The sequence below is a fragment of the Amycolatopsis sp. NPDC023774 genome (assembly GCF_040639695.1).
Taxonomy (GTDB): Bacteria; Actinomycetota; Actinomycetes; order Mycobacteriales; family Pseudonocardiaceae; genus Amycolatopsis.
Genome location: NZ_JBFAAJ010000009.1, coordinates 95134 through 120412, shown reverse-complemented (window position 1 = coordinate 120412; position 25279 = coordinate 95134). Strand labels below are relative to the sequence as shown.

At 70.3% G+C, this 25279-nt stretch carries 26 protein-coding genes and 1 pseudogene; 10 read left to right on the top strand and 17 right to left on the bottom strand.

The features are described 5' to 3' along the window. Positions 1-36: 36 nt before the first annotated feature. The 3 genes from AB0F91_RS20900 to AB0F91_RS20890 form a co-directional block, all read right to left on the bottom strand. Positions 37-321, bottom strand: coding sequence for a hypothetical protein (locus AB0F91_RS20900; RefSeq protein WP_360599487.1), 285 nt, complete (start codon positions 319-321; stop codon positions 37-39). An 812-nt stretch (positions 322-1133) separates the two neighbouring features. After that, positions 1134-1988, bottom strand: a complete 855-nt coding sequence (locus AB0F91_RS20895) for an LLM class flavin-dependent oxidoreductase (protein ID WP_360599485.1) — start codon at positions 1986-1988, stop codon at positions 1134-1136. Beyond that, positions 1988-2884, bottom strand: coding sequence for an SDR family oxidoreductase (locus AB0F91_RS20890; RefSeq protein WP_360599483.1), 897 nt, complete (start codon positions 2882-2884; stop codon positions 1988-1990). The genes AB0F91_RS20895 and AB0F91_RS20890 overlap by 1 nt, the downstream gene beginning before the upstream one ends. A gap of 126 nt (positions 2885-3010) precedes the next feature. Here AB0F91_RS20890 and AB0F91_RS20885 point away from each other — a divergent pair, with 126 nt between their 5' ends. Together AB0F91_RS20885 and AB0F91_RS20880 are read left to right on the top strand one after the other, a co-directional pair. After that, a complete protein-coding gene (locus tag AB0F91_RS20885) occupies positions 3011-3898 on the top strand; it encodes a LysR family transcriptional regulator (protein ID WP_360599480.1) in 888 nt (295 codons plus the stop codon). A gap of 94 nt (positions 3899-3992) precedes the next feature. Further along, the gene (locus AB0F91_RS20880; protein WP_360599478.1) at positions 3993-4280 is read left to right on the top strand and encodes a hypothetical protein; all 288 of its coding nucleotides are present in this window, start codon (positions 3993-3995) and stop codon (positions 4278-4280) included. Between the two features lie 854 nt (positions 4281-5134). On the opposite strand, the gene AB0F91_RS20875 is transcribed toward AB0F91_RS20880, so the two are convergent. The 5 genes from AB0F91_RS20875 to AB0F91_RS20855 all read right to left on the bottom strand — a co-directional run bounded on the left by AB0F91_RS20875 (position 5135) and on the right by AB0F91_RS20855 (position 9515). Beyond that, the gene (locus AB0F91_RS20875) at positions 5135-5557 is read right to left on the bottom strand and encodes a DUF5709 domain-containing protein (protein ID WP_360599476.1); all 423 of its coding nucleotides are present in this window, start codon (positions 5555-5557) and stop codon (positions 5135-5137) included. A gap of 77 nt (positions 5558-5634) precedes the next feature. After that, positions 5635-7278: a RecQ family ATP-dependent DNA helicase gene (locus AB0F91_RS20870; protein ID WP_360599474.1), complete on the bottom strand. Its 1644-nt coding sequence runs from the start codon at positions 7276-7278 to the stop codon at positions 5635-5637. 400 nt (positions 7279-7678) lie between these two features. Further along, the gene (locus AB0F91_RS20865) at positions 7679-8026 is read right to left on the bottom strand and encodes a UBP-type zinc finger domain-containing protein (protein ID WP_360599472.1); all 348 of its coding nucleotides are present in this window, start codon (positions 8024-8026) and stop codon (positions 7679-7681) included. A gap of 42 nt (positions 8027-8068) precedes the next feature. After that, positions 8069-8710 carry a DNA-3-methyladenine glycosylase 2 family protein gene (locus tag AB0F91_RS20860; RefSeq protein ID WP_360599470.1) on the bottom strand — a complete coding sequence of 214 codons (642 nt, stop codon included), beginning with the start codon at positions 8708-8710 and terminating at the stop codon, positions 8069-8071. Positions 8711-8741: 31 nt separating this feature from the next. Further along, the gene (locus AB0F91_RS20855; RefSeq protein ID WP_360599468.1) at positions 8742-9515 is read right to left on the bottom strand and encodes an SDR family oxidoreductase; all 774 of its coding nucleotides are present in this window, start codon (positions 9513-9515) and stop codon (positions 8742-8744) included. Positions 9516-9655: 140 nt separating this feature from the next. Between AB0F91_RS20855 and AB0F91_RS20850 the strand changes: the two are divergent. The 3 genes and pseudogenes from AB0F91_RS20850 to AB0F91_RS20840 all read left to right on the top strand — a co-directional run. Continuing rightward, a pseudogene (locus AB0F91_RS20850) lies at positions 9656-9974 on the top strand (hypothetical protein); the annotation flags it as partial. A gap of 782 nt (positions 9975-10756) precedes the next feature. Then, positions 10757-11191, top strand: coding sequence for a cupin domain-containing protein (locus AB0F91_RS20845; protein WP_360599466.1), 435 nt, complete (start codon positions 10757-10759; stop codon positions 11189-11191). A 49-nt stretch (positions 11192-11240) separates the two neighbouring features. Beyond that, complete coding sequence (locus AB0F91_RS20840; RefSeq protein WP_360599463.1) at positions 11241-11570, top strand: cupin domain-containing protein; 330 nt, start codon at positions 11241-11243, stop codon at positions 11568-11570. Between the two features lie 34 nt (positions 11571-11604). On the opposite strand, the gene AB0F91_RS20835 is transcribed toward AB0F91_RS20840, so the two are convergent. The 4 genes from AB0F91_RS20835 to AB0F91_RS20820 form a co-directional block, all read right to left on the bottom strand. Next, positions 11605-13329 (bottom strand): FAD-dependent oxidoreductase, encoded by a 1725-nt coding sequence (locus AB0F91_RS20835; RefSeq protein WP_360599461.1) that lies wholly within the window; start codon positions 13327-13329, stop codon positions 11605-11607. Between the two features lie 60 nt (positions 13330-13389). After that, positions 13390-14145, bottom strand: a complete 756-nt coding sequence (locus AB0F91_RS20830) for an SDR family oxidoreductase (protein ID WP_360599459.1) — start codon at positions 14143-14145, stop codon at positions 13390-13392. A 94-nt stretch (positions 14146-14239) separates the two neighbouring features. Further along, positions 14240-15559, bottom strand: a complete 1320-nt coding sequence (locus AB0F91_RS20825; RefSeq protein WP_360599457.1) for an FAD-dependent oxidoreductase — start codon at positions 15557-15559, stop codon at positions 14240-14242. Positions 15560-15667: 108 nt separating this feature from the next. Further along, complete coding sequence (locus AB0F91_RS20820) at positions 15668-16267, bottom strand: TetR/AcrR family transcriptional regulator (protein ID WP_360599455.1); 600 nt, start codon at positions 16265-16267, stop codon at positions 15668-15670. Between the two features lie 104 nt (positions 16268-16371). Here AB0F91_RS20820 and AB0F91_RS20815 point away from each other — a divergent pair, with 104 nt between their 5' ends. From AB0F91_RS20815 to AB0F91_RS20805, 3 genes are read left to right on the top strand one after another with little or no spacing between them, the layout of a single operon-like run. After that, positions 16372-17292: a 2-dehydropantoate 2-reductase gene (locus AB0F91_RS20815; protein WP_360599453.1), complete on the top strand. Its 921-nt coding sequence runs from the start codon at positions 16372-16374 to the stop codon at positions 17290-17292. Further along, the gene (locus AB0F91_RS20810) at positions 17292-18374 is read left to right on the top strand and encodes an enolase C-terminal domain-like protein (protein WP_360599451.1); all 1083 of its coding nucleotides are present in this window, start codon (positions 17292-17294) and stop codon (positions 18372-18374) included. The genes AB0F91_RS20815 and AB0F91_RS20810 overlap by 1 nt, the downstream gene beginning before the upstream one ends. Before the next feature lie 16 nt (positions 18375-18390). Next, positions 18391-18915, top strand: coding sequence for a TIGR00730 family Rossman fold protein (locus AB0F91_RS20805; RefSeq protein ID WP_360599448.1), 525 nt, complete (start codon positions 18391-18393; stop codon positions 18913-18915). A gap of 1 nt (position 18916) precedes the next feature. Here AB0F91_RS20805 and AB0F91_RS20800 read toward each other — a convergent pair whose 3' ends face one another. The 4 genes from AB0F91_RS20800 to AB0F91_RS20785 all read right to left on the bottom strand — a co-directional run bounded on the left by AB0F91_RS20800 (position 18917) and on the right by AB0F91_RS20785 (position 23029). Continuing rightward, positions 18917-19678 carry a formylglycine-generating enzyme family protein gene (locus AB0F91_RS20800; RefSeq protein ID WP_360599739.1) on the bottom strand — a complete coding sequence of 254 codons (762 nt, stop codon included), beginning with the start codon at positions 19676-19678 and terminating at the stop codon, positions 18917-18919. Positions 19679-19910: 232 nt separating this feature from the next. Beyond that, the gene (locus AB0F91_RS20795; RefSeq protein WP_360599446.1) at positions 19911-20339 is read right to left on the bottom strand and encodes a VOC family protein; all 429 of its coding nucleotides are present in this window, start codon (positions 20337-20339) and stop codon (positions 19911-19913) included. Between the two features lie 26 nt (positions 20340-20365). Beyond that, positions 20366-22072 (bottom strand): MOSC and FAD-binding oxidoreductase domain-containing protein, encoded by a 1707-nt coding sequence (locus AB0F91_RS20790; RefSeq protein WP_360599444.1) that lies wholly within the window; start codon positions 22070-22072, stop codon positions 20366-20368. A 90-nt stretch (positions 22073-22162) separates the two neighbouring features. Next, entirely contained in the window at positions 22163-23029 is an 867-nt protein-coding gene (locus AB0F91_RS20785; protein WP_360599442.1) for a DUF427 domain-containing protein, read from the bottom strand. A 116-nt stretch (positions 23030-23145) separates the two neighbouring features. On the opposite strand from AB0F91_RS20785, the gene AB0F91_RS20780 reads away from it, so the two are divergent. After that, positions 23146-23748, top strand: a complete 603-nt coding sequence (locus tag AB0F91_RS20780; RefSeq protein WP_360599440.1) for an ABATE domain-containing protein — start codon at positions 23146-23148, stop codon at positions 23746-23748. Positions 23749-23759: 11 nt separating this feature from the next. Beyond that, positions 23760-24677, top strand: coding sequence for a pyridoxamine 5'-phosphate oxidase family protein (locus AB0F91_RS20775; RefSeq protein WP_360599438.1), 918 nt, complete (start codon positions 23760-23762; stop codon positions 24675-24677). On the opposite strand, the gene AB0F91_RS20770 is transcribed toward AB0F91_RS20775, so the two are convergent. Further along, positions 24674-25279, bottom strand: coding sequence for a CGNR zinc finger domain-containing protein (locus AB0F91_RS20770; RefSeq protein WP_360599435.1), 606 nt, complete (start codon positions 25277-25279; stop codon positions 24674-24676). The genes AB0F91_RS20775 and AB0F91_RS20770 overlap by 4 nt on opposite strands.

The window sequence follows — 25279 nt, the reverse complement described above, 5'->3', positions numbered from 1 at the left end:
CGACGGGGTGATCCCGGGCCTGTCGGCGGCCCGGGGTCACTCCCATTTCGCAGCAGTGAGATCCCTGCATTCGACGGTCACGGAACCGTGCCGCAACGCGATCTCGTGGGAACACCCGGTGTCGGTCGGCAGGATTTCGTCGAGGAGGACCGCGCCGAGCAGGTCCCGGGTGGATTCGGTGGAGAACGACAGGCCGGTGACGTTCTCGTACTCGATCGTCAGCCCGGACTCGTGTTTCCACCGGTTGGGCTCGAACCTGATCTTCAACGATTCGTTGGCTTCCGGACCGGCGACGATCGCAGAGATCGTCAGGTCCTTCACGCAGGTCGTGCTCGACGCCGGCCACTACGACTTCTACGGCATGCGTTTGCCCAGAAGACTCATCGCCGTCGCCTTACTGGTGGCGGCCGCCGCGGGGTGTTCGGCTGCCGCGGCGAACGGACCTGTCGCGACATCGAGGCCGGTGCCGGATAAAGACGGCAACGCCATTTCGTACACCTGCTAGTACATCCATCAGCCACGATCTGGTCCGACACGACCAGTGCACAAGGTCGGGTTCGAGGAAAAACGCCATGCAGTGGCCCAGAGGACTTGTCGCCATCGCCTTCGTGGGGGCCGGTCGCCGCGGGATGCGCTGCCGGCGGCGCGGCGACCACAGTGGACCGACCCACGACGACGTCGTTCGCGGCGGCGGTATCGCCGGAGCGGCTCAGTGCGGCGTGTCCGTTCCTGGCCTCGAGCGAAGTCCAGCAGGCGCTCGCGGACCGCAACAGCTTCGAAAGCACCGAGGAAGAACCGGAAACGCCGAGCCGTGTCGCGCTGTACGCCTGCTCGTATCACCGCGCCCTCGACTCGCATGCCACTCTGGTGGAGCTGGCCATCGGTGATGCGCCGGGGCTCGACGCGCCGGAGGCTGCGTTTCGGGGTTCGGCCCGAGGCTGCGCCGACGAGCCGAAGCCGTTCACCGACGAAGCCGTCTACTGCACCACAGCCAGAGGCCCCACCACCATCACCATCGCCAAACGGAGTCACGGCCGGATCCGAGTCGCCCAGCTGGGATTCCTCCGCGCTGCCAGCGACGCGTTTCCGACGGCTACACCGCGCCGGCGAAAACCGTCGCCGGGAGGTGGTGATCAGCTCAGCGCCGGGGCCAGCGACACGAGGTGGTCGATGTCCGGGCCGAATTCCGTACCCTCCGGGGAAAGCAGGGTGACGTGGTCGGCGCCGGCGTCGAGGTGGGCTTGGACGGCGGCGGCGACGTGGTCCGGGCCGTCCACCGCGACGAGGGTCCGGACGAGGTCGTCAGCCAGCTCGGTCGGATAGCCGAGGTCCGAGAGTGTTGCGCGGAAGGCGTTGCGGCTGAGCCAGTTCGCGACGGTTTGGCGGGCCGTCTCGAAAGAGTCCGCGATCGATTGAGCCACGACGAGGAGTTTGTCCGGGCCCAACACCCGCCGGGCGAGAGCCGTGTGCTGCGGGGGCAGGCCGGCGGGGAGCGCACCGTCGGCGAGGTCGGCGGCGAGGGAGAGCATCTTGGGCCTGTTGGCGCCCAGGAGGAGCGGGTACGGAGCGTCCGGGGCCGGTGGCCAGGTCTCCGCCGCCATGCCTTCCACGTAGGACCGCATCGTGGTCAGCGGCGTCCCGAAAGGGCGGTCCACACTCGACGCTTGCTGCGAATACCCGACACCGAGACCAAGCGTGAACCGGCCCGGGAAAGCCTGCGCCAGAAAGGAAGCGGCGGCGTGCGCGGTCTGGGGCGCCCGGGCCCAGATGTTGGCTACGCAGGTGCCGAACGACAGTGACTCGGTGGCGCCGAGGAGCACCGCCAGCTGAGCGCGGGCGTCTTTGCCGATGACCTCGTTCGTCCACGCCGCGTGGTAGCCGGCGCGTTCCAGGCGACGGACGGCGGCGCGCTGGTCGTCGGCCGAAGGGGTGCTGTTGACGGTGACCGGCAGACAGACACCGACCGGGCCGGCTTCGAACGTCGCCATCAGAGGGCGAAGTAGTGGCCGGCGTCCAGATCGGACAGCAAACCGGGATGTTCTGGGCGCCAGTCGAACTGGCCCTGGGTTCGGGCGCTCGAGGCCGGCATGTCCGCGGCGAAAATCGGGCCCAGCCAGCCGAAGTGCTCGGACACCTGATCGGCCGGGACGGACTCGGCCGGCAGGCCGAGGTGCTTGCCGATGCGCTCGGCGATCTCACGGACGGGGATGCCCTCGTCGCCGACGGCATGCAGGCGCGTGCCCGCCGGGGCGTGTTCGAGGGCCAAGCGGTAGAGGCGCGCGGCGTCCAGGCAGTGGACGGCGGGCCAGCGGTTGGCGCCATCGCCGGGGTAGGCCGAAACCCCGCGCGTGCGGGCGGTATCGATGAGCAGGGGCACGAAGCCGTGGCGGTCCTCGTCGCTGTGGACCGACCGCGGCAAGCGCACGACGGAGCCGCGGACTCCCCGCGTTGCCAACGAAACCACGATCTCTTCGGACGCGAACCGACCGGCCGCGAGGCTGCCGCCTTCGGGGATGGTGTCCTCGGTCGCCACGCCGTCGGGGATGGCCGGGGTGCCGGAGCTGATCACGAACGGTCGGTTGGTGCCGGCCAGGGCTTTCCCGATCGTCTCGATCGCCAGGCGGTCGGTGCCGACGGAGCGCTCGAAGTCGCTGAAGTCGTGGACGAACGCGGTGTGGATCACACCCTCGGCCGCGGCGGCGCCGGTGCGCAGGCTGTCGAGGTCTTCGAGGCTGCCGCGGTGGGCCTCGGCGCCGGCCGCGGTCAGCTTGGCGGCCGACGCCTCGGAGCGGGCCAGGCCGAGCACCTGGTGGCCGGCGCCGAGCAGCTCGCGCACGACCGCGGTGCCGATGAACCCGGTCGCGCCGGTGACAAACACACGCATGGTGTTGCTCCTCAAACCAAGGGATGTTCTGGTCCTTCCACCCTGCCGTCGGAGCCCGCACACCGGCCAATGAAACCTTCGTATTGCGCAATACGCTTCGGGCATCACCGCAGGTAGAGTTGCCACATGTCCGAACACCCGGTCGACCTCGATCTCCGGCTGGTGCACTGCTTCACGGTCGTCGCCGAGCACAAGCACTTCGGCCGCGCGGCCGACGCCTTGCACGTGACACAGCCTTCGCTGAGCCGTCAGATCCGCCGTCTCGAGCAGCAGCTCGGCGCGCGGCTGCTGGACCGCACGCCGCAGGGCAGCCGGCTCACCGAGGCGGGTGAGGTGTTCTTGCCGCAGGCGAAGGCGTTGCTGCGCACCGCGGCCCAGACCATCGCGCGCACACGGGCGGCCGCGCAGCCCAGCCGCCTGGCCGTCGGGTACGCGGGCGGGCTCATCGTCACGCCGGCCGTGCGGGAGATGCGCCACCGGCACCCGGACGCCGACGTGCAGACACTGCACGTCGCGTTCGACGACGTGTCGGCTTCGCTGCTGGAGCACCGCGTCGACGTCGTGGTGAGCCGGCTGCCATTCGCGACCGAGGGGCTGCACGTGACGGTGCTCTACGACCAGCCTCGTGTGGTTGTTCTCCCACTGGATCACCGGCTGGCGGGCAAGGAATCGGTGAGCATCAACGACATCGCCGACGAACCGCTGCCCCGCATGCGCGATTCCGATCCGGCGTGGAGTGCGTACTGGCGCATCGAGCCGCGCCCCGACGGCCGGGCGGCACCGGACGGGCCGGTGATCGAAGCGCTGGAGGACAAGTTCGAGCTCGTCGCGTCCGGTCAAGCCGTGGCCATCTCCGCAGGCCACGACGTGCGCTTCCTGCGTCCCGACCTGACGTCGGTGGTGCTGGAGGACGTCGAACCGGCGCACGTCGTACTCGCCACGCGCGCCGATGACCGCAGCCGCCTCGTCGCCGCTTTCCGGAAGTACGCGCAAACGCACCTCACGGGCCACTAAAGTGAACGGGAGTTGAACGAAAGGGTTGCCACCGTGCGCTGACTCCCCGCTCTCGCGACCCGACCCCCGTTCCTGCGCACCCCGAGGGACCCCGATGAGCACCGAGAACGACACCGTGCGGCAGTGGCGAGCGCCGAAAACGGTGGCAGAACTGACGGCCGGCCCAGCTTGGACCGTCGAGCGCAGCGCCACGACCGGCCAGTGGAGCACGGCGGAGTGGCACCACGGGCCCTGGCAGATCGGCCTCACGCCGGTGCGCCACGGCGTGGTCGCAGCCATGCTGTGGTCACAGGACAAGCTCGTGGAACACACGCGCGGCGGCGAGGCCACGGTCTGTGCGAAGGTGACCGGCTGGCTGGAGGAGATCGCGCGGAACGCGTGACTCGGGAGGCCGAGCGGCTGCTGCGCCACTGCACGCCTGATGCCGGCTCTCGAGGATGTCGGGCCGGGCGGGAACGTCGACGGCAGGCCCTCAGGGCCAGCGGCGCTGTCTTCAGCGGCGCTGTCTTCAGCGGCGCTGTCTTCAGCGGCGCCTCGCGCAGGTTCGCTCCCGGTACGCGGGATCCAGCCGAGCGGCGGCGTGAGCGGCGCAACTCCACGAGGCAGTAGCGCCGTCTTTCCTGTGCGGGGCCCGTCGCTCGCGGCTCCCGGAACCGACCGAACGGCGCGGCATCCCTCGCCGGCTCGCTCCCGGCACGCAGACCCCACGAACAGCGCCGTCAAGGGCGCAACATCAGCGAAGCAGCCGCGCACTCCCCTGCGGCGCGGGCCAGTCCGCTCGGGCTCACGGAATCCAACCCGAACGGCGCGGTGAAGGTCGGAAACTCAGCGAGACAGTTGCGGCGTCTCCCCGGCATCCCTGCCGGCTCGCTCCCGGCACGCGGAACCCGGCCGAGGACCGCCGTCAGCGGTGGAACCTCAGCAAAGCAGTCGCGCCGTCTTCACTGCAGCCCGGGCCGGTTCGCTCGCGGCACGTGGGGAAGCCGATCAAACGGCGCGGTGAACGGCGGATTTTCAGTGAGGCAGGTGCGCCGTCTCCTGTCCGACCGGCGCCAGTTCGCTCCCAGTGTGGGGAACCTGACCGACCGGCGCCGAGACCGCTGCGAAGTGACCACACGGCCCCGCGCCGCGCGCTCATCCGAGGTCCGGGCCGCCGCGCTGCGCGGACCGTGTCAGGCCGAGGAGGTGGTGCGGGAAGCCCCGCACCACCCTGGCCTCAACCGTGCTCGGCGGTTTTCAGTAGTCCTCGGGGTCGTCGACCACGTGGACGGCGGCTTCCTCCGCGGAGGCGGCGCCGCCGTCGATGCCGACGTCGGAGGCGTACAGCTCGTCGTCGGAGTCTTCGCCTGAACCCTCGTCGGCGGCGACGAGGCGGCCCGCGCGGGAGTCGCCGAGCTCGTCGTCGATGAGTTCGCCGTCGGTGTCCTCGCTGTCGCCGAGGTCGTCGCCCTCCTCGGGCTGCACGTCGGGCACCTCGCGGGCGAGGCGGCCCTCCCAGCTTTCGCCCTCACGCTCTTCCTCGGGCGTGGTGCCGAACTCGTCGACCTCGTACGGCTTCTCCGGCGGCGAGTAGCCCTCGTCGTACGGATCGCCGTCCTCGAGGGTGTCTTCAGGGTCGAGCACGCCGGTGTCGGCGTTGTCCTCGATGTCGTCGTCCACGGACGGCTCCTCTCTCCGGGCGCATCCAGTCTCGCGCCCGAGTCGGGAAGTTACCAGGTGGCCCCGCGCGGGCTTGTTCAGCGCGGCTGGAGGATGCCGGACGAGATCGTCGACGCGGTGAGGTGCTTGTAGCCCACGCTGGGAAAGTAAACGAGCAACTCGTGTTCGTCATGGGACAACAGTTGTCCGTCTCCCCACAGGCGGTGGTGCACGGGGGCACCACCGGCGACATCGGCGCGCTGGTGTTCGGTGGTGCGAGCCGCACGGTCGTTGTCGCAGTTTTCACACGGGGGCGGGTAGTTTTCACCGAAGTACGCGAGAAGCTCCGCACGGCGGCACCGCGTGCTTTCGGCGTACCCGCGCGCGGCCTCGATCCGGCTGGAGAGCACGGCCTGCCTGCGCCGGTCGAGGCTCACGAGCTGGTCGGCGAGCTCGGCCGGTGGTGCGAGTTCTTGTTCGCATTCCACCACCCGGTGGTGCCCCGACCCCGTGACGCCGACGAAACCCAGCTCCGCCAGCTCGTTGACCACCCGCTCGACGGCGTGCGCGGGCACCCCGGCGGCGGCGGTCAGGTCGGTGAGCGTCGCTTCCCGAGGCGAGTTCTCGACCGCGTCGACGACCAGGTGCACGGTCTCCTCGCCCAGGTGCGTGCGAGCGGCGAGCAGGCGCGGGATGCGGATGGTGCGCGGGTCGTGCACGAGGACGGCCACGGCGGGCTCACCGTCGCGGCCGGCGCGGCCGATCTCCTGGTAGTAGTCGTCGATGCTCGCGGGCACACCGGCGTGCACGACCGTGCGGATGTCGGGCTTGTCGATCCCCATCCCGAACGCGCTCGTGGCCACGACGACGTCCAGCTTCCCCGCGAAGAAGTCGTCCTGCACCTGCGCGCGGGCGGCCGCCGCCATGCCGCCGTGGTAGGGCGCGGCGCGGAAGGCGTCGAGGCGCAGGCGCTCAGCGAGGGACTCGCAGCGGGCGTGGGTGAGCGCGTAGACGAGCGCCGGGGTGTCGTGCTGGATGAGGACGTCGACGCACCGGTCGTCGACGGCCCGCGCCTCCGGTTTGCTGGGCTGCGTCGGGCGCATCGAGAGCGAGATGTTGGGCCGGTCGAAGTCGGCGACCACCACGTGCGTCTCGCGCATCCCCAGCCGGCGCGTGATGTCCGCCTGCACCGGCGGCGACGCCGTGGCCGTCAACGCGAGGATCGGCGGCCTGCCGAACTCCGCGATCGCGTCGGTCAGCCGCAGATACTCGGGACGGAACTCCTGTCCCCATTCGCTCACGAGATGTGCTTCATCCACCACGAACAACGTGACATTGGTGATCGCCGCACGCGTCTCGGCGTTCGTGAGCTGCTCGGGGCTCAGGAAGACGAAGTCCAGCTCGCCCGTCTCCAGCCGCGCCAGCGTCTCACGGCGCTCATGGACCCTCTGACTGGAGTTGAGCAGCTCGGCGTTGATGGTGCGGTCGCCGTAAGGGCGTCCCGCGATGGACCGCAACTGGTCGCGCTGCAGCGCGATGAGCGGCGAGATGACCAGCGTCAGCCCACCCCGGGCAAGGCCGGCGACCTGGTAGATGGCACTTTTCCCGCTGCCCGTGGGCAGCACCGCCAACGTGTCCTGCCCCGCCGCGACCGCGTCGGCCGCCTGAACCTGGGAGGGCCGAAGTGCGAAATCGAAGAGCGCACCCGCGACGTCGGCGGGATTCGGACGTGAGCTGGTCATGGTGTCGAAGGTACTGCCGGCCGGTTGATTCCCGTACGGCCCGGTCAGGAGCCCGTACGTCGGGGCGGCTGCTCGCCGTGCCGGTGGAGCTTGCCGACCTGCTCCGCCCAGAAGACCTGCCGATCGTCTGCGGGCCGTGGAACGGAGAGCGATCGCGGCGCGCCCCGGTCGAAATCGAAGCCTCGTGTGTCCGTCCATCAGAGCTGAGTTGAACTCCGTGTACGAGGTGGTGCGGCCCACCATCGCGCGCTCGACCAAGAAACCTTTGCCGACCTCGGCTTGCCGGCCCGACGTCACCGAGCAGTCGCTGAGCGGCGAGGTATCGCAACACTGCTCAATCGAAGCATCACCCTGGCGCCGGCTGCCCGGAAGTCACCACGACCGGGCAGCCCGGAACCGGTCAGTGAAGCTGCTTGGCCCAGTCCGCCGGCAGGCGGTCGGCCGGGCCGGGAGCGGTCTGCGTGAGCGGGTGGTGCGTCGGGGCGGCCAGCTCGGGGCCGCGTTCGTACATCACTTCCTCGGCGTAGTCCCAGAACCACTCCTCGCCCGGCTCGAAGCTGCGTACGATGCGGTGGCCGGACGAGGCGGCGTGCGCACTGGCGTGCTGGCCGGGCGACGAGTCGCAGCAGCCGATGTGGCCGCACTGCGCACAGCGGCGCAGGTGGAACCACCAGCCCTGCGGACTGGCCGCATCGCAGTCGACGCAGCCGTTGCCGCTCGGCGCCACTGCGGGGTCGACACCCTCCACGTGTTTCTCCTTTGCGCGAAAAGTCCTGTGGCCCCAGCTTAATCACAACCGCGGCGCCTGCTCGGCCAGTTGCCAGAGGTACAGGCAGGCCAGCGTGCGGTACGGCCGCCACGGCTCGGCCAGGCGCGTGAGCTCCGCCGGCGTCGGCCGGGCGGCCAGCCCGTAGGCCCGCTCGACGCTGCGGCGCAGCTCAAGGTCACCGGTCGGCAGCACGTCAGGGCGGTGCAGGTGGAACATCAGGAACATCTGCGCGGTCCACAAACCGATGCCCTTGACCACGTCGAGCTGCGCGATGACCTCGTCGTCGGGCAGCTCGTTCAGCACGTCGAGGTCGAGGCGGCCCGCCAGGATGCAGTCGGCGAGCGAACGCAGCGACACCGTCTTCGCGCGGGACAACCCGGCGGCCGGGCGCAGCTGCTCGGGGTCGTCGGCCAACAGCTCCTCCGGCGTCGGCAACCGGCCGCCGAAGCGGTCCTTCAGCTTGCGGAAGATGGCCCGCGACGCGTGGATCGAGATGTTCTGGCTGACGATCGCGCGCACGAGCACGCCGTAGTTGTCCTTCGGGATGTCCGGGTCGCCGGCCAGCGCCGGGTCGGGCGGCAGCCTGGGCGCCGGCCCGACGATCTCGTCCATGACCCGGCCGAGGACCGGGTCGGCGTGGCGCAGGTGCTGCTCGGGTGTCATCAGCGGGATGTTACCCCAGGTCAGGCGGCGTCTAGATCGTCTGCGTCATGCCGCCGTCGAGGATGATGTCGGCGCCCGTGAGGTTGCCGACGCGGCCACTGGCCAGGAATGTGACCAGGTCCGCGACCTCCTCCGGCCGCGTGAACCGGCCGGTCACCGAGTCGGCGGCCGCCTTCGCCGCGACGTTGCCGGGCTCCGCGCCCACAGCGCCCCCGACCGTCTCGGCGACGCCGCCCTTGCCCAGCCACAGGTCCGTGGCGACCGGGCCCGGGCTGACCGTGTTCACGCGGACGCCGCGCGCACCGACTTCCTTCGACAGGGACTTGAAAAAGCTGAGGCACGCCGCCTTCGCCGCGCTGTAGTCGATCACCAGCGGGTCCGGCAAGGTCGCGTTGACCGAGCACACCGTGACGATCGCGCCGGTCCGCGCCAGCAACGACGGCAGCGCCGCCCGGGTGGTGCGCACGGCCGACATGAAGTCGAGGTTCAATGTCGCCAGCCAATCTTCGTCCGTGACGGACGCGAAGCCGTCGGGCCGGGGCCGCACGGCGCCGACGTTGTTGACCAGGATGTCGATCCCCCCGACGCGCGCCACGGCGTCGGCGACCACTCGCGCCGCGCCGTCCGGCGTGCCGAGGTCGACCGCCACGGTCTCGACGGGCAGTTCCTTGAGATCCCCGTCGACGTTGCGCGCCGCCGCGACGACCTGAACGCCCTCCTCGACCAACGCCCGCGTCACCGCCAGCCCGATCCCGCGGCTCGCGCCGGTGACGAGCGCCGTCTTGCCACGCAACAGCAGGTCCATCGGAGACTCCCTCGAGCGTCGGTCACACCTCTCGGGAGAAGCCTAGGCGGGGTGTCTCGTGACCCGGCGACGGGCTGACTGGTTCAGTAGCTGATCATGTTGTCGTGGTGCGGGTGGCCGGCAGTGGGCATCGCCCCTGGGTTCTGCCGGTCGCGACTTAGTAGCGGACGAACCTGACGATGCGCCAGATCGGCCGCTGTTCGAGGTTTCACACTCCGCAGCGCACCGGGGGAAGCGACACGATCGGCCCGCTGCTGGCGCTGGCGCCGGTCCGCAAACCCCGTGACGGCAGCGAGTTGCCGGGCTGGAAGGATGACCTCAACGCCACCCACCGCAAGGTCCGTGCCCGCGTCGAGCACGTTCTGTCTCGGATGAAGAACTTCACGATCCTCCGCGAGCACGCTCACCGACACGGTGTCGGGAATCGCGAACCTGCACAGTATCCTTCTCCACACCTGATCGCACCACCAGCCCCACCAGTTTCGAGACAGCCCTTCGGCGGGGTGCCGAGCCGAGCGCGAACGCGGCCGAATACTCGGCTGCAATCGTTCACCACAAGAATGGCAACGGCAATTCGTGTCAGTTCGCGCGCAAAGGCGCGGTGGAACGGCGGTTGACCAACTCGGCCGGGAGCACGATCGACCACGGCCCTTGCTCGGGGTTTTCCAGGTGGTCCTTCTGGAACGACTTCGACGCGAGGAACCCGCCCTGCCGCGCGTGGACGAGCTCGGCTTCGAGCTCGTCGAGGTCGGGCGGCGGCGTCGAGCTCGTCGAGGTCGGGCGGCGGCGTCGAGCTCGCCGCGCAGCACTTCTCCGCGTGGGCCACGACCTTGTCGAACGGCAGCCACGACAGCGCCGCCTTACCGCACCCGGTGCGCGGAGGCGCGCGGGCCGACGCGGTTGTGCATCGGGATCTTGCAGGTGCCGGCGTTGCGGTCGAGGTAGACGACCCGGCCCTGCGTCAGCTGACCCCGGGTGCGGCCCCTGTTCGGGCGCGCGAACCAGCCGGTCGAGGATGCCTCGGGTCGCGCGGACGAGGCCGGTGCGTTCGATGATCTGGCCGGCGAGCTCCAACAACGGGCCGAGCGCACAAGCTGTTCGTTCGGCGAACCTCGGGTGTCCCCCATCGCACCATTTCTCGGCCGAGACACCACCAGGAGCCGCACCGTTGTCACAGGTCGCGGCCGCGTCTTGTCTCAGCTCTCGGAAGGACAACCGACACCGGTCCGTGAAGGAAGCTCATGAGCGTGGAACATTCGCACCACCTGCCGAACCCCAAGTCGAGTGCGCCGCCACCGAAGATCGAGCTGGTGGCGACCGCGGAGGGGGCGCCGGCGGCGCCCGAGGGGGCCGTGCCGATGACCATCCTGGTCACGTTGCCGCCGGGGAGTGACGGGGCACCGCCACACCGGCATTCCGGACCGGCGTTCGGCTACGTGCTCAAGGGCGAGATCATTTTCGAGCTCGAGGGCGCCCCGGAGCGCGTCGTGAAGGCCGGGGAAGCGTTCTGGGAGCCCGGGTTCGACGTGATCCACTACCAGGACGGCAACAACCTCGACGACGCCGAGTCCCAGTTCGTCGTCACGATGTTCTGCGCGCCGGGCCAGCCTATGCTGATCCCGGTGAGCGACGAGGAGCTCGAGCAGCGCAAGCATCTGCGAGCGCCCCGCCCGTGACCCGGAAGGGGGCCGGCACCACAGACCGGCCCGCTGGGCAAGGAGCACCATGAACCTGATCACCCTCGCCGAGACCCAAGCCGGGCTCGCGGCGCAGGCATCGTCCGGGCGCAGCGCCGTGACCGTCCACGGTGGACGCGAGCACGCCCTGCGCCAGACCGTGATGGCGCTGAACGAAGGCGAACACCTGCACGAACACGAACACCACGGCGGCGAGACCACCGTGCTCGTCCTGCACGGGCACATCCGCCTGATCACCGGCGCCGAAAGCCGACGAGCGGCGCCCGGCGACTTCCTCGTGCTCCCCGAGCGACGGCATCGCATCGAAGCCGAGACCGACGCGGCGTTCCTGTTCACCCACGTCGTGCGACAGCCATGAAAGGAGGCTCTCCCGGCCAGGGAGAGCCCCGCTTTTACTCGACCAGTTTCCCTTCCGAGGAAACCTCCCGCATCAACGTGGCGATCTCCGCGGGCACCGGCGGCAACGCTTCCCGCTCGATCCGCCCGGGCCCGGACCACACGAGGTTCACCCGCATCGACTCGTCCAGCTCCGGGTAGTCCGAGCGGTTGTGGCAACCCCGCGTCTCACGCCGTTCCACCGCCGCCTCCAGCGTCGCGCGGCAGGCCAGTGCCGAGGACTTCAGGTCGAACGCGTGCGCCAGGTCCTGGAACCCGGCCGGATCCGGGTGGACCCCGACGTTCTTCATCCGCTCCTCGAGTACGTCCAGTTCGGACAGTCCCGCGAGCAGCCCTTCCTCGTCACGCACGACACCTGCGTGCTCGGTCATCGTGTTGCGCAAGGAACGCTGCAGGGCCCGCACGTTCTCCGGACCGTCGGCCGCCAGCAGCTCGTCGACCTCACCGCGAGCATCAGCCAGCGCCCCGGCGGAACGCCGTTGCGCCGAAAGAGAAGCCGAGTACTCCGCCGCCGCCTCACCGACGATCCGGCCGTACACCAGCAGTTCGATCAGCGAATTGCCGCCGAGCCGGTTGGCTCCGTGCAGACCGCTCGCCGCTTCGCCGATCGCATACAGGCCTTCGACGCCCGTGCCGTGGTCGGACGAGCGCACCCAGACGCCGCCCATCGAGTAGTGCGCCGTGGGCGCGATCTCGATCGGGCTCTTCGTGATGTCGAGCATCTGCAGTTCCAGCAATGTCTGGTACACGCGCGGCAGCCGCTGCATGATCGTCTCGCGCGGCAGGTGCGACACGTCGAGCCACACACCGCCGTTCGGCGTGCCGCGGCCCGCCTTGATCTCGGTGTACGCGGCCAGCGCCACCCGGTCGCGTGTGGACAGTTCCCTGCGCTCGGGGTCGTAGCGCTCCATGAACCGCTCGCCCAAGGCGTTGCGCAGCTGCCCGCCTTCACCGCGAGCGGCTTCCGACACGAGCGTGCCCGCCGCGTTCTCCGGCTCCAGCAGCCCGGACGGGTGGAACTGCACCAGCTCCGGGTCGCGGATGCGGCCGCCGGCCAGCACGGCGAGACGGAACGAGTCGCCCGTGTTCTCGTCGCGCCGCGAAGACGTGCGGCGCCAGATGCGCGTGTGCCCGCCGGCGGCCAGGATCACGGAGTCGGCGTGGATCACGTAACGGGTGCCGTTGTCGAGGTCGAAGCCGTATGCGCCGAAGACCACGTTGTCCTGCACCAGAATCCGCGTGATGTAGACGTTCTCGAGCATCCGTACGTCGAGCTGCGCCGCGCGGTTCACGAGCGTGCGCTGGATCTCCAGCCCGGTGTAGTCACCCGCGAACGCGGTGCGCCGGTAGGTGTGCGCGCCGAAGAACCGCTGGGAGATGCGGCCGTCGGCCTCACGGGCGAAGGGCATGCCCCAGCGTTCGAGGTCCTCGATGCCGCGCGCGGCGTACTGCGTGACGACCCGCACCGTGTCCGGGTGCGCCAGGAGGTAGCTCTCCTTGATGGTGTCGGCGGCGTGCTGCTGCCAGCTGTCGTCGGTGTCCATCGTCGCCAGCGCCGCGTTGATGCCGCCGGCGGCCAGCGTGGTGTGGGCGTCGCCTTTGGACCGCTTGCCGACCACGAGCACGTCGACGCCCCGCTCGCCCAGCTCGATCGCGGCGCGCAATCCGGACCCACCCGTGCCGATCACCAGTACCGACGTCGCGACCTGCTGTTCTGTCATCGAGTTCCCTCCTGACGGGATGCGCGGGTGGCTCCGGAACGGGACCACCCGCGCGAGGAATCACTTCCTGGGCGGGTTGGCCGGGAGCCAGTCCGCGAACTTGATCTGCCCGAGCTGAGCCCCCTCGTCGGGCAGCAGGCCCTTCGGGCCCGGCTTCGCGCCGAAGTAGCGGGCCTCGGGGTCGACGGTGACCTCACGCGGGTCGTTGCGGAAGGCCAGGGCCTCGCGCACCCAGCCCTCCATCGTGAAGACCTCGGGGCCGCCGATCTCGGTCATGCCGTTCAGCGGCGCTCCGGCGGCGACCTTCGCGACCGCGTCGGAGACCTCGGAGGCCGCGATCGGCTGGATGCCCGCGTCGGGGAGCTTGACGACGTTGCCCTCGGTGCCGCCGTCGGCGATCGCGCCGACGAACTCGAAGAACTGCGTGGCCCGCACGATGGAGTAGGGCAGGCCGGAGTCCTTGATCAGCTCCTCCTGGGCGACCTTCGCGCGCAGGTAGCCGGACCCGGGCAGGCGGTCGCTGCCGATCACCGACAGCGCGACGTAGTGGCCCACGCCGGCGTCCTTGGCGGCACCGGTCAGGTTCGTGGTGGCGGCGCGGAAGAACGCCATCACATCCTCGTCGGCGAACGACGGCGAGTTCGATACGTCCACCACCACGTCGGCGCCCTGCAGCACTTCCTTGACGCCTTCGCCGGTCACGGTGTTCACGCCGGAGTTGGGCGACGCCGGCACCGCCTCGTGGCCGTGCTCCTTCAGCAGGCTCACGACCCGCGAGCCGATCAGACCGGTACCGCCGATGACGACAATCCTCATGATGCGCCTTTCGCTGGGTGTCCCCGGCCGGCCCGGGGACGTCGCACCAGTCAGGACAAGGCGGACCGCGGATCTGTGACAGCCCCGGCTCAGATCACTCGATCGGGTCGCCTCCGGAGACGAACGCGTCGCGCGGATGCTCGACCGACGCGAGCGACACGATGTCGCGGCCGAAGAACGCCGCCGTGAGCCAGATCGCGAGCACGCGGACCTTGCGTTCCCAGCTCGGCACGGCGAGCACGTGGTAGCCGCGGTGCATGAGCCACGCGAGCAGGCCAGTGATCACGATCCGGCGGTACTGGAAGATGCCCTTGCCGATGCCGAGCGTCGCGACGGAACCCAGCCCGTGGTGCAGGTAGGGCTTCGGTGTGCGCCCGCGAACATGCGCTGTGAGGTTTCGAGCAAGCAGCTTGCCCTGGCGGAACGCGTGTTGTGCGTTCGGCACCGTCCGCGCACCTGCCACCGGCGACGCGAGGTCCGGCACGGCGGCGTCGTCACCCGCGCCCCACGCTCCGGGCACCGGGTCCGCCTCGGTGCCCACCCGCAGGTCGGCGCGCACGACTAGCAGGCCACGCTCGTCGATCGGCAGGTCGGTGTGGTTGTGCACCACGGGGTTGGCGGCGTTGCCCGCCGTCCACACGATGAGTGCGGAATCGAACTCCTCGCCCGTCGAGAGCACCACGTGCCCGTCGACGGCCGAGCGCAGCTGCGTGTTGAGGTGCACGTGGGCACCGCGCTGTTCGAGCGAGCGGACGACCCACCGCCCCGGCTTGTCGGTGACCTCGGGCAGGATCCGGCCTTGGGCCTCCACGAGGTGGAAGCTCAGCTCGTCGCGGCTGATCTCCGGGTACGACTTCAGCAGCGCCGTGGCCAGCGACAGCAGTTCCGCGAAGCCCTCGACGCCCGAGAAGCCGCCGCCGACGAACGTCACCGTGAGCAGTTTCCGGCGCGCCGGCCCCGGGTCGAGCGCCGACGCGCGGTCGAACGACGTCAACAGCCGGTCGCGGATCGCGACGGCCTCCTCCACGTGCTTCATCCCGATCGCTTCTTCGGCGATGCCGGGGATCGGGAACTTGCGTGTGACGGCTCCGGCCGTCACCACGATCTCGTCGTACTCCAGATCGAACTCCGGCCCCTCGGCCGGCCGCACGACCACCCGGCGCTTCGCGTGGTCGATCTCCGTCACCGCACCCGCCACGATCCGCGTGCGCTTGAGGTGACGCCGCAGCGACACCGCCGCGTGGCGCGCCTCGATCGACCCGGCCGTGACCTCGGGCAGGAACGGCTGGTAGGTCATGTACGGGCGCGGGTCCACGACAGTGAGCTCCGCCTCCGAAGGCCGCAACCGCTTCTCGAGTCCCCAGGCCGCGTAGAAACCCGCATACCCGCCGCCGACCACCAGGATCCTGCGCATTTCGCTCCTCGTCTCTCGCCCTGCACACGAGAGACGAGGCAGCGATGCCGGATGTGACAGGTTTGCCCCGTTCGAGTGCGAGCCGTCACGAGGGGACGCCTGACGGCCTCAGACCGAGGCCGGAGCTTCGGCGGCCAGGCCGGCGAGTGCGCTGTCCGCGATGGACTGCAGGGTGGCGCGGCCCGGGGTGGTCTTGGCTAGCACGTTCATGCCCTGCACGACGGCGACCAGGAGTGGCGCGGACTCGGGGCCCGCGCCCGCGCGGAGTTCGCCGGCGGCGCGGGCGCGGGTGAGGGCGCCGGCGAAGCTGGTGCGGAGGGTGGCGAGGTGTTGTTCGAACATCGCGGCCAGGGCTGGGTCGCGGTCGGTGAGTTCGACGAGCGAGTTGGTGACGAGGCAGCCCCAGCGGCGGCGGCCGTCGACCATGGCGTCGACGAGATGGGCGAAGTAGTCGCGCAGGCCTTGCATCCCGCTGGGTGCGACGTTGAGCCGCTCGACGGCCTCGGCGGACACGGTTGCCGCGTAGGAGCGGAGTGCGGCGACGAACAGAGCGTGTTTGTTCCCGAACGCGGCGTAGACGCTGCCGGGCTGGATGTCCATGGCCTGGCACAGCGCCTGGATCGACGTGGCGTCGTAACCGCGCTGCCAGAAGGTGTCCAGGGCGACGCCGAGGGCTTCGTCGACGTCGAAGGTGCGTGTGCGTCCCACGCCGTAATAGTAGAGTAGGCGTTCAAGAATATCGACACTGATAACCCAGCGTGGTAGAACTCCAGGACATACTACTTGGACGAGCGATCAACTAAGGGGATCACATGCGGGTCGTGGTGATGGGCACCGGCGGAGTGGGCGGCTACTTCGGGGGACGGCTGGCCCAGGGCGGCCACGACGTGAGCTTCATCGCCCGCGGCAAGCACCTGGAAGCGTTGCGCGCCAACGGGTTGAAGGTCGAGAGCCCCTTCGGCGACCTGCACCTGCCGAAGATCGACGTGACCGACGACCCGGCACAGCTCGCCCCCGCCGATGTCGTGTTGTTCGGCGTGAAGCTGTGGGACACCGAGACTTCCGCCGAGCTCATCAAACCGTTGCTCACCGAGCAAACGGCCGTGGTGTCGTTCCAGAACGGCGTGGTCAAGGACGACATCCTGCGCCGCGTCCTCGGGCCCGAGCACGTGATCGGCGGCGTCTGCTACATCGCGGCAACGATCGCCGAGCCGGGCGTCATCCGGCACACGGGCACGCTGCAGAAGCTGGTGTTCGGTGAGTACGACGGCACCACCTCGGCGCGGGTTCGGACATTCCACGACGCGTGCGCGGAAAGCAACATCGACGTGGAGATCAGTACCGGCATCGAACAGACGATCTGGGAGAAGTTCGTGTTCCTGGTCGGTCTTTCCGGCACCACGAGCACCGCACGCACCATGATCGGCCCGATCCGGGCCAACCCGCGCTCGCGAGCGTTCCTGCACGACGTGATGGCGGAGGTCGTCGAGGTCGCGCGCGCCCAGGGTGTCGCGCTGCCCGCCGACTACGCCGACGACCGGCTCGCCTTCACCGACGGTGTGCCCGAAGGCATGACGTCCTCGATGCACCACGACCTCGAACGCGGCAACCGGCTCGAGGTCACGTGGCTCAGCGGCGACGTCGTCGAGCGCGGCAAGGCGCTGGGCGTGCCGACGCCGTGCAACCGCGCCATCACCGACATCCTCGCCGTGCACAGCGAAGGTCACCACTGATGAGCCTCACGATCCGCTCCGTCGAAGCCACGCTCGTGGTGGTGCCGATGCGCCGGCCGCTCGGCACCAGCGCCGCGCGTGTCCCGGCGGCGCCGCTGCTGTTGCTCGACCTGCACACCGAGGAGGGCGTGGCCGGGCGGGCGTACTCGTTCTGCTACCTCGAAGCCGCCGGGCACGCCGCGGCCGCGCTGGTCCGCGACGTGCACACGACGTTGGCCGGCACCCCCGCCGATCCGACGACCGTGCGGTCGACGCTCGAAGCGAGGTTCAAGCTGCTCGGCGTGCGCGGGCTCGCCGCCGTCGTGGTGTCGCTCGTGGACACCGCGTGCTGGGACGCGCTGGCCATCGCCGCCGGACTGCCGCTGGCACGGCTGCTCGGCGCGCCGCTGCGGCCGATCCCCGCGTACAACAGCAACGGCCTCGGCTTGATCGAACCGTCGGCCGCGGCCGACGAAGCCCTGGAACTCGTGGCCGAAGGCTTCCGCGCGGTCAAGATGCGCCTCGGTCGCCCGGCTGCCGACGATCTGGCCGCCGTGCGCGCCGTCCGCGCGGCGGTCGGCCCGGACATCGAGGTCATGGCCGACTACAACCAGGCCCTCGACCTGCCCGACGCCCTCGCCCGCTGCGGCGCGCTCGACGACGAAGGCCTGTCGTGGGTCGAAGAACCCGTGCGCCACGACGACTACCCGGCCACCGCCCGGCTCACCGCCACCCTGCGCACCCCTGTGCAGATCGGCGAGAACTTCGCGGGCCCACGGGCGATGGCGGTGGCGTTGGAACACGACGCGAGTGACCTGGTCATGCCGGACCTCGACCGCATCGGTGGCGTCACAGGCTGGCGCGACGCCGCCGCGCTGGCCCACACCCGCGGCATCCCCCTGTCGTCGCACCTGTTCCCCGAGGTCAGCGCCCACCTGCTGGCCGCGACACCGACCGCGCACTGGCTCGAGTACGTCGACTGGGCCGCCCCGATCCTGCGTGAGCCGCTGCGGATCACCGACGGCCACGCGACGCCACCCGACCGCCCCGGCACCGGCCTGGAGTGGGACGCCGAAGCGGTCGCGCGCTACCGCGTGGGCTGAGCTTTATAGTCCGGCCATGAACATCTGCGTCTTCCTCTCCGCCGCCGACCTCGACGAGCGCTACACCGAGCCCGCGCGCGAGTTCGCCAAGCTCGTCGGCAAAGGCGGCCACACGCTGGTGTGGGGCGGGTCCGACAGCGGACTGATGAAGGTCGTCGCCGACGGCGTGCGGGCTTCTGGCGGACGCCTCGTCGGGATCTCGGTGGAGCTGCTGCGCGACGCCGCCCGCAATGACGCCGACGAGATGGTGATCACCGCGGACCTCGCCGAACGCAAGGCGCTGCTGCTCTCGCGTTCCGAAGCCGTGGTCGTGCTGGCCGGCGGCCTCGGCACGCTCGACGAGGTCACCGAGGTCCTGGAACTCAAGAAGCACGGGTTGCACCACAAGCCGATCGTGCTGCTCAACACCGACGGTTTCTACGACGGCCTGATCCTGCAGCTGCGCCGCATGGACGACGACGGCTTCCTGCCGCTCCCGCTCGACGACCTCGTCCACTTCGCCGCCGAACCCGCCGACGTGCTGGCGTACCTCGAATCCTGATTCAGACGTCGGCGGCGGTGCGGAAACCCGTGTTGCCGCTGGAAGAATCAGGCGTGTTGCCCGTTCGGGCGGCGACGCGGTAGCGGTTGCAGTAGGACTCGTGGCACAGGTACGACCCGCCACGCATGGACCGGTTTTCGGGATCGAACCGGTCGGCGCACCACTCCCAGACGTTGCCGGAGACGTTGTACAGACCGAAACCGTTGGGGGAGAACGCATCCACGGGCGCGGTGCCGACGTGTCCGTCTTGTTCCGTGTTGTGCACGGGGAAGCGGCCCTGCCAGATGTTGCACCGGTGCTCGCCGCCGGGCGTCAGCTCGTCGCCCCACGGGAACCGCGCCTGGTCCAGCCCGCCGCGCGCCGCGTACTCCCACTCGGCCTCGGTCGGGAGCCGACGCCCGGCCCACGCGCAGTAAGCGAGGGCGTCGTTCCAGGACACGTGGACAACGGGGTGGTCCCACCGGTCCTCGACACTGCTGTGCGGTCCTTCCGGCGCCCGCCAATACGCGCCCGCGACCCCGCACCACCACGGCGTCTGTTCGGGCCGGGGCGAAACCTTGCGCAGCGCGCCCGGTACGAACTTCGCGAACACGTACGTCCAGCCGAACTCCTCGGCCTCCGTCCGGTGCCCGGTGGCCTCGATGAACTCGGCGAACCGCGCGTTGGTCACCGCGAACGCGTCGATGGCGAACGGCTTCACGGTCACCTCGCGCACCGGGCCCTCCCGGTCGTCGGGGAAACCGTCGACGTCATCGGTCCCCATCCGGAAGCGGCCGCCGGGCAAGGTGATCAATCCGTCGGCGTTGGTCGCGGGCCCGGCCGGAACCTCGGCGGCCGCGGAGTGCTGTGAAGAGCGCGAAGGCGCACAACATTCGGACACGAGATGGGAACCTCCTCAACCGCACAGTAACTTCTCGCACCTCCGCCGGCAGTGGCCGCACATTCCAGGGGAGTTCCCGAACACCCCGCGGCGGTTCCCGGAGGGCCGCCGACCGTCAGGCGCGGTACCCGATCTCCTGCACCACCCAGGTGTTCCCGTCCGGGTCCGCGAAGTCGAAGGCGCTCGCGTAATCGCGGCGATCGGTGTCGAGGCCGGGTGCCCAGTCGCCCTGCCAGTCGGCGAGGTCGGCCTTGTGGCGGAAGTCGCCGACGGGCACACCCCGGCCGGAGAGCTCGCTGCGGGCCGCTTCGAGGTCGGTGACGACGAGGTAGGTGGCGCGCGCCGAGCCGGGGGCGGCGTCGGTGAGGCCGGTCCCGAGCTGGATGGAGCAGGCTGAGCCCGGCGGGGTGAGCTGGACGATCCGGTAGCCGTCCTGCGGGTGGTAGTCGACGTCGAGGGAGAACCCGACCTGGTCGATGTAGAACTTCAGCGATTTGTCGACGTCGCCCACGGCCAGGGTGAGGACCTCGAGAGCCCAGTTCATCGTGGTGTTCCTTTCGAGCACGGGGGTTACATGTCGAGGACGAGATCGGTGTGCGGGGTGGAGCAGCACACCAGCGCCTGCCCCGGTGCCGGTGGCTCCAGCGGCGCAGGCGAGTAGTCGACGGAACCGGAGAGCACCGGCGTCACGCAGGTGTGGCAGACGCCGGTGCGGCAGCTCCAGCGCGCGGGCACGTCGCACGCCTCGGCGAGCTCCAGCAGGCTGCCGCCGGGGAACGGGGCCGAGATGCCGCTGCGCGCGAACGTGACGGTCGGCCCGGTTCCGGGCGGTCCCTCCGGGGCGTGCGGCGGGCGGGTCACCTGCCCGACGAGGCCGGGGTTGATGGCGTCCAACGCGGCGAACAGCTCGCTGTGGATGCGGGACGCGGCCAAACCCGCGGCGGTGAGGGCGGCGGTCATGTCCGTCATGAATGCCGCCGGACCGCAGAGGTACGCCGACGCGTCCGCCGGGACGCCCAGCTCCACCAGCGCGTCCTTGGTGAGCCGCCCGGCGTGGGCGCCGGCCGAGGTGTATTCCTCCGCCGTCGCGGCGCTGTAGAAGATGTCCGCGCGGCCACGGGGCAACGCGGCGAGCAACTCCTGAGCCTCGGCGGCCAGCGGGTGCTCCGCCGGCCCGCGCGCACCGTGGATCCACCACACCTCGCGGGTGGTGCCCTGCGCGGCCAGCTGGTGCAGCATCGCCAGCACCGGCGTCACACCGATCCCGGCGGACAGGAGCAGCACCGGCGAGGACCCGTCGCCCAGCACGAAGTCGCCCCGCGGCGCGGCCACGTCGAGTACCGCCCCTACCGCCAGCTGCGTGGTCAGGAACGTGCTGGCCACGCCCTCGCGCTTCACGCTGATTCGGTAGCCGTCGGCACCCGGCGCGGACGAGATCGAGTAGCTGCGGACCGGGGCGGGCGTCGCGGCCCCCGGGACCCGCAGCGTCAGGTACTGCCCGGGCAGGGCGGCGGGCAGCGCGCTGCCGTCCTCGGCCTCGAAGTACACCGACGTCACCGACGTGCTCTCGGGTCGCACCGCCGTGACGCGCAGCGGACGGAAACCGTCCCAGGCGGGTCCCCGGGCGACGGTCCCGATGCCCAGCAGCTCCTCGAACGAGTGCCGCCACCCCGGGCTCAGCGCGGGGATCCCGGCGGCGACGCGCAGCTTCTCACCGTCTTTTTCAGGCAGGTACAGCAGCGCGTCGGTGTCGGCCACGCTCAGCGCGCCCGGCCCGGTGCGCGTCTTCACGATGGGGTCGCCGGCTGCGATGTGGCCCTCGCGGATGACCCGGAAGTAGAACCCGGGCCGGTGGTGGGCCACGAGCAGCGCGGGCAGCTCCGGCTCGCCGAGCCGCATGCCGACGCGGTAGCAGGTGACCCGCGGCTGCGTCACCTCGAACTCGGCCTCGCCGATCCGGTAGCGGTCGCCGATGCACACCTCGTCGTCGGGCAGGCCGTCGACGGTGAGGTTCTCGCCGAACGAGCCGTACTCCAGGCCGTCGCGGCCGAAGTGCTGCTCCCAGTGGCGGTAGGAGCCGATCTGGTAGACGAACACGGCTCGCTGCTCGCCGCCGTGGCCACCCTTGTCACCCTGGCCGTCGCCGTCGATGTTGAGACGGCGCACCATGGCCGGGCCGTCGACGGGGTGCTTCCACACTCCCGTGTAGACGGTCTTGCCCTGCCAGGACACGTTTTTCGGCATGCCCACGTTCACCGACAGCACCGTTGCGGTCATGCCAGCACCTCCTGCGCCGCGAAGACGTACCACTGTGTCACGGTTTCCCCGGGTTTCTCCGGCTCGTTCGGATTCGGGAAGGCCTGCCGGTCAGGCAGTGCGCTTCTCGATCTCGTCGGTGTCGAGGCCGCGGTCCACGCCGTGCGCGATCACCGTCTGGCCGGGCTCCAGCGACTGCCGCACGTCGTCGAGGTAGACCTCGATCTTGTCCGGCTCGAAGGACACCAGGCCGGAGACGCGTTCGACCTCGGTCCAAGCCTGCTCGTACGACCAGGCGGCGCCGGCGTGGGAGCCGATGTCGTAGTAGCTCGCGAGCCCCTTGTAGGGGCAGAACGTCTGGCCCTCGACCGGGGTCAGCGCTCCGTCCGCGATGTCCTCGCGCGGCACGTACCAGCGTGGCGCGAAGCCGGATTCATACAGCACCACCGGGTTGTGGGTGTCGGCGATGACGCGGTCACCGTCGCGGACCACGAGGTGCCGCGACGTGCTGCGGATGTCGTTGCGGTGGTAGAGGTCCGCAGCGTGGCCGACGATCCGGTCGTCCTCCTCGTAGAAGGCCTCCATGGCGTGCCACGCGAACGCGACGCGGTCCTTCAGCACGTCGGCGTACTCCGGCAACCCGGTGTACTCCCACGCCGCACGCTCGGCGCGGCCTTCGCCGGCGGCGACCGTGTACCACGTGGTGTCACCCAGCTCGCGATGCTTGGTCACGCGGCCGCTCCACTCCAGCACGCCGTCGGCGATCGCGGTCTTCGGGAAGAACGCCACCGGGTAGTGGCCCGGTTCGTGCAGGAGCAGCACGTCTTCGCTGTCGACGATCCACTCACCACCGAAGCGGACCCGCATCCGCCTGCGCAGCGGCTCCACGAAGAGCAACCGCTCAGGCAGCGGCTCCGGGGTGAGGAACCTGCCGACCGACCTCGTCGAAAGCGGTCCCTGTTGCCATGCCAGTCCCATGACTTTCACCTTCCTTCCAGCTAACGGGTTGGATGAATGTATATCCGTTAGTTGAACGAGCACAAGCCCCGCTAGTAAACTTGTCTAAGTCATTGGCTAATGCTTACACTCGTGACATGAGCAGTAGTGTCAGCCTGGAGGACATGCAACGGGCCGGCTTCCCGATGGGCGGAGAACCGCTGGTCGCGCTGGATCTCGCCGACACGCTCGCGGCCGAGACAGAGCCGGGCGACGGCGACCTCCTCGCCGCACCGGAGCGCAGCGCGGTCTGGTGGCAGATGGAACTGCCCAGGCTTCCGAGGTCGGCGGCGCCGGACCTCGTGCCCACCCGCAGGCTGCGGTCGGCGATCCGCGACCTGCTGGAAGCGCACCTCGACAGCCGCGGGCCCGCGCCGGCGTCGCTCGAGGAGGTCAACGCGGTCGCCGCGGCCGTGCCGACGAGCCCGCGGCTCGAAGCGCACGAGTCCTGGGAGACACACACCCGCTGGCACAGCGAGCACGGCGGCAATGTCGCGCTGGCGGCCATCGCCCGGGAAACCATCGAGCTCTTCGCCGACCCCGCGCGCCTCGCGCGGCTGCGCCGCTGCGCGAACCCTGACTGCACGATGTTGTTCCTCGCCACGAACCGGCGTCGTCAGTGGTGCGCGGGCAACGTCTGCGGGAACCGCGTGCGGGTCGCCCGCCACTACCGCAAAACCCACGACCAGCAAGCCGGATGAGAGGGCACACCATGACCACGCAGCCGATCGCCGCCGGGTTCCACAGCGGTGAGCTGAGCGTGCAACGACAGGCCGGGCTCGAGTTCGAAGCGGCTCGGCTCGAAGGCATGCTGGCGCCCGCGCACCTGAGCCACGGCGCCGAGGGTTTCCTCGCGCAGCGCGAGTTCGCCGCCCTCACGGCGCGCGACGCCGACGGGACCCTGTGGACGTCTCCCCTGCTCGGGCCGGCCGGGTTCCTGGAGGGGTTCGACACGACCCTGGTCGTGCACACCCGCCCCGGCTCCGGCGATCCCCTGCACGAGCTGCCCGCGGGCGAGCCGGTCGGCCTGATCGCCGTCGAGTTCGCGACCCGGCGCCGGTTGCGGGTCAACGGCACTGTCGTGGCCGCGGCCGAGGGCGGGTTCCTCCTCGACGCGGAGCAGTCGTACGGCAACTGCCCGTCCTACATCCAGCAGCGCCGGCTGGAGATCGGCCCCGAGCAGGCACCGGCCGCCGTCGAACGGTCGGATGCCCTGACCGACGCCCACCGCGCCCTCATCCGGCGCGCGGACACGTTCTTCCTCGGCACGATCCACCCGACCCGCGGCGCCGACTCGTCCCACAAGGGCGGCGAGCCCGGCTTCGTGCGCCTCGACGGCGACGACGTGTGGTGGCCGGACTACGCCGGCAACAACCTGTTCAACAGCCTCGGCAACATCGCCAGCGACGCCGAAGCGTCGCTGCTGTTCCTTGATTTCGCCACCGGCAGCACGCTCCAGCTGACCGGCACCGCCGCGCTCGAATGGGTCACCCCGGGCACCGCCGGCGAGGACGACGCGACGGGCCGTCGCGTCCGCTTCCACCCGACGCGGGTGGTATCGCGTACGGGAGTGCCGCTCCGCGCTTCGGGTGTGGTGCCTTCGCCGCACAACCCGCGAGTGACGGCTTAAGCCTCCACAGTAGACACGGCCCGTTCCCGGAAGGCCGCAGCTTTGCTGCTGTTGCCGCAGCGCCGCATGGAGCACCAGCGGCGCGGGCGGGCGCCAGGGGTGTCGAGGAAGAGCATGCGGCACACCGGCGAGTCGCAGGCGCGGAGGCGGGTTCGGCGCGCCGGATCGGTGACGAGGTCGATGGCGTCCCGGGCGACCGTGGCCAGCACCTGGGCGGACGTGCGGAGGCGGGGGCCTGAAGCCAGGCGGCCGTCGGCGGCCAGCTCCAGGCTCGCGAGTTCCGGGCCGGGAGCGGCACAGTCCTCGACCGTCGCGGCCGCGGCGGGGTCTACCGGGGCGTCGGCCATGACGTCGGTGACCACGCGGAACACAGCCTCCCGCAAGCGTTGCGCGTCGGCCAGCGCGGCGGCGGTCGCCTCGCCCGGAAGCAGCGGCAGGCCGACGCCGGTGGCCCACGCGTCGAGGCGGGTGGTGTCCCCGAGGCGCTCGATGGCCGCGGTCGGGCGACGGCCGAGGGTGGCGACGAGGTCGAGAGCTCGGGAACCTGCGTCGAAGCGGAGATCCTTGAGCTGGGCGGTCACCCTGACACGGGGCTGGGTCAC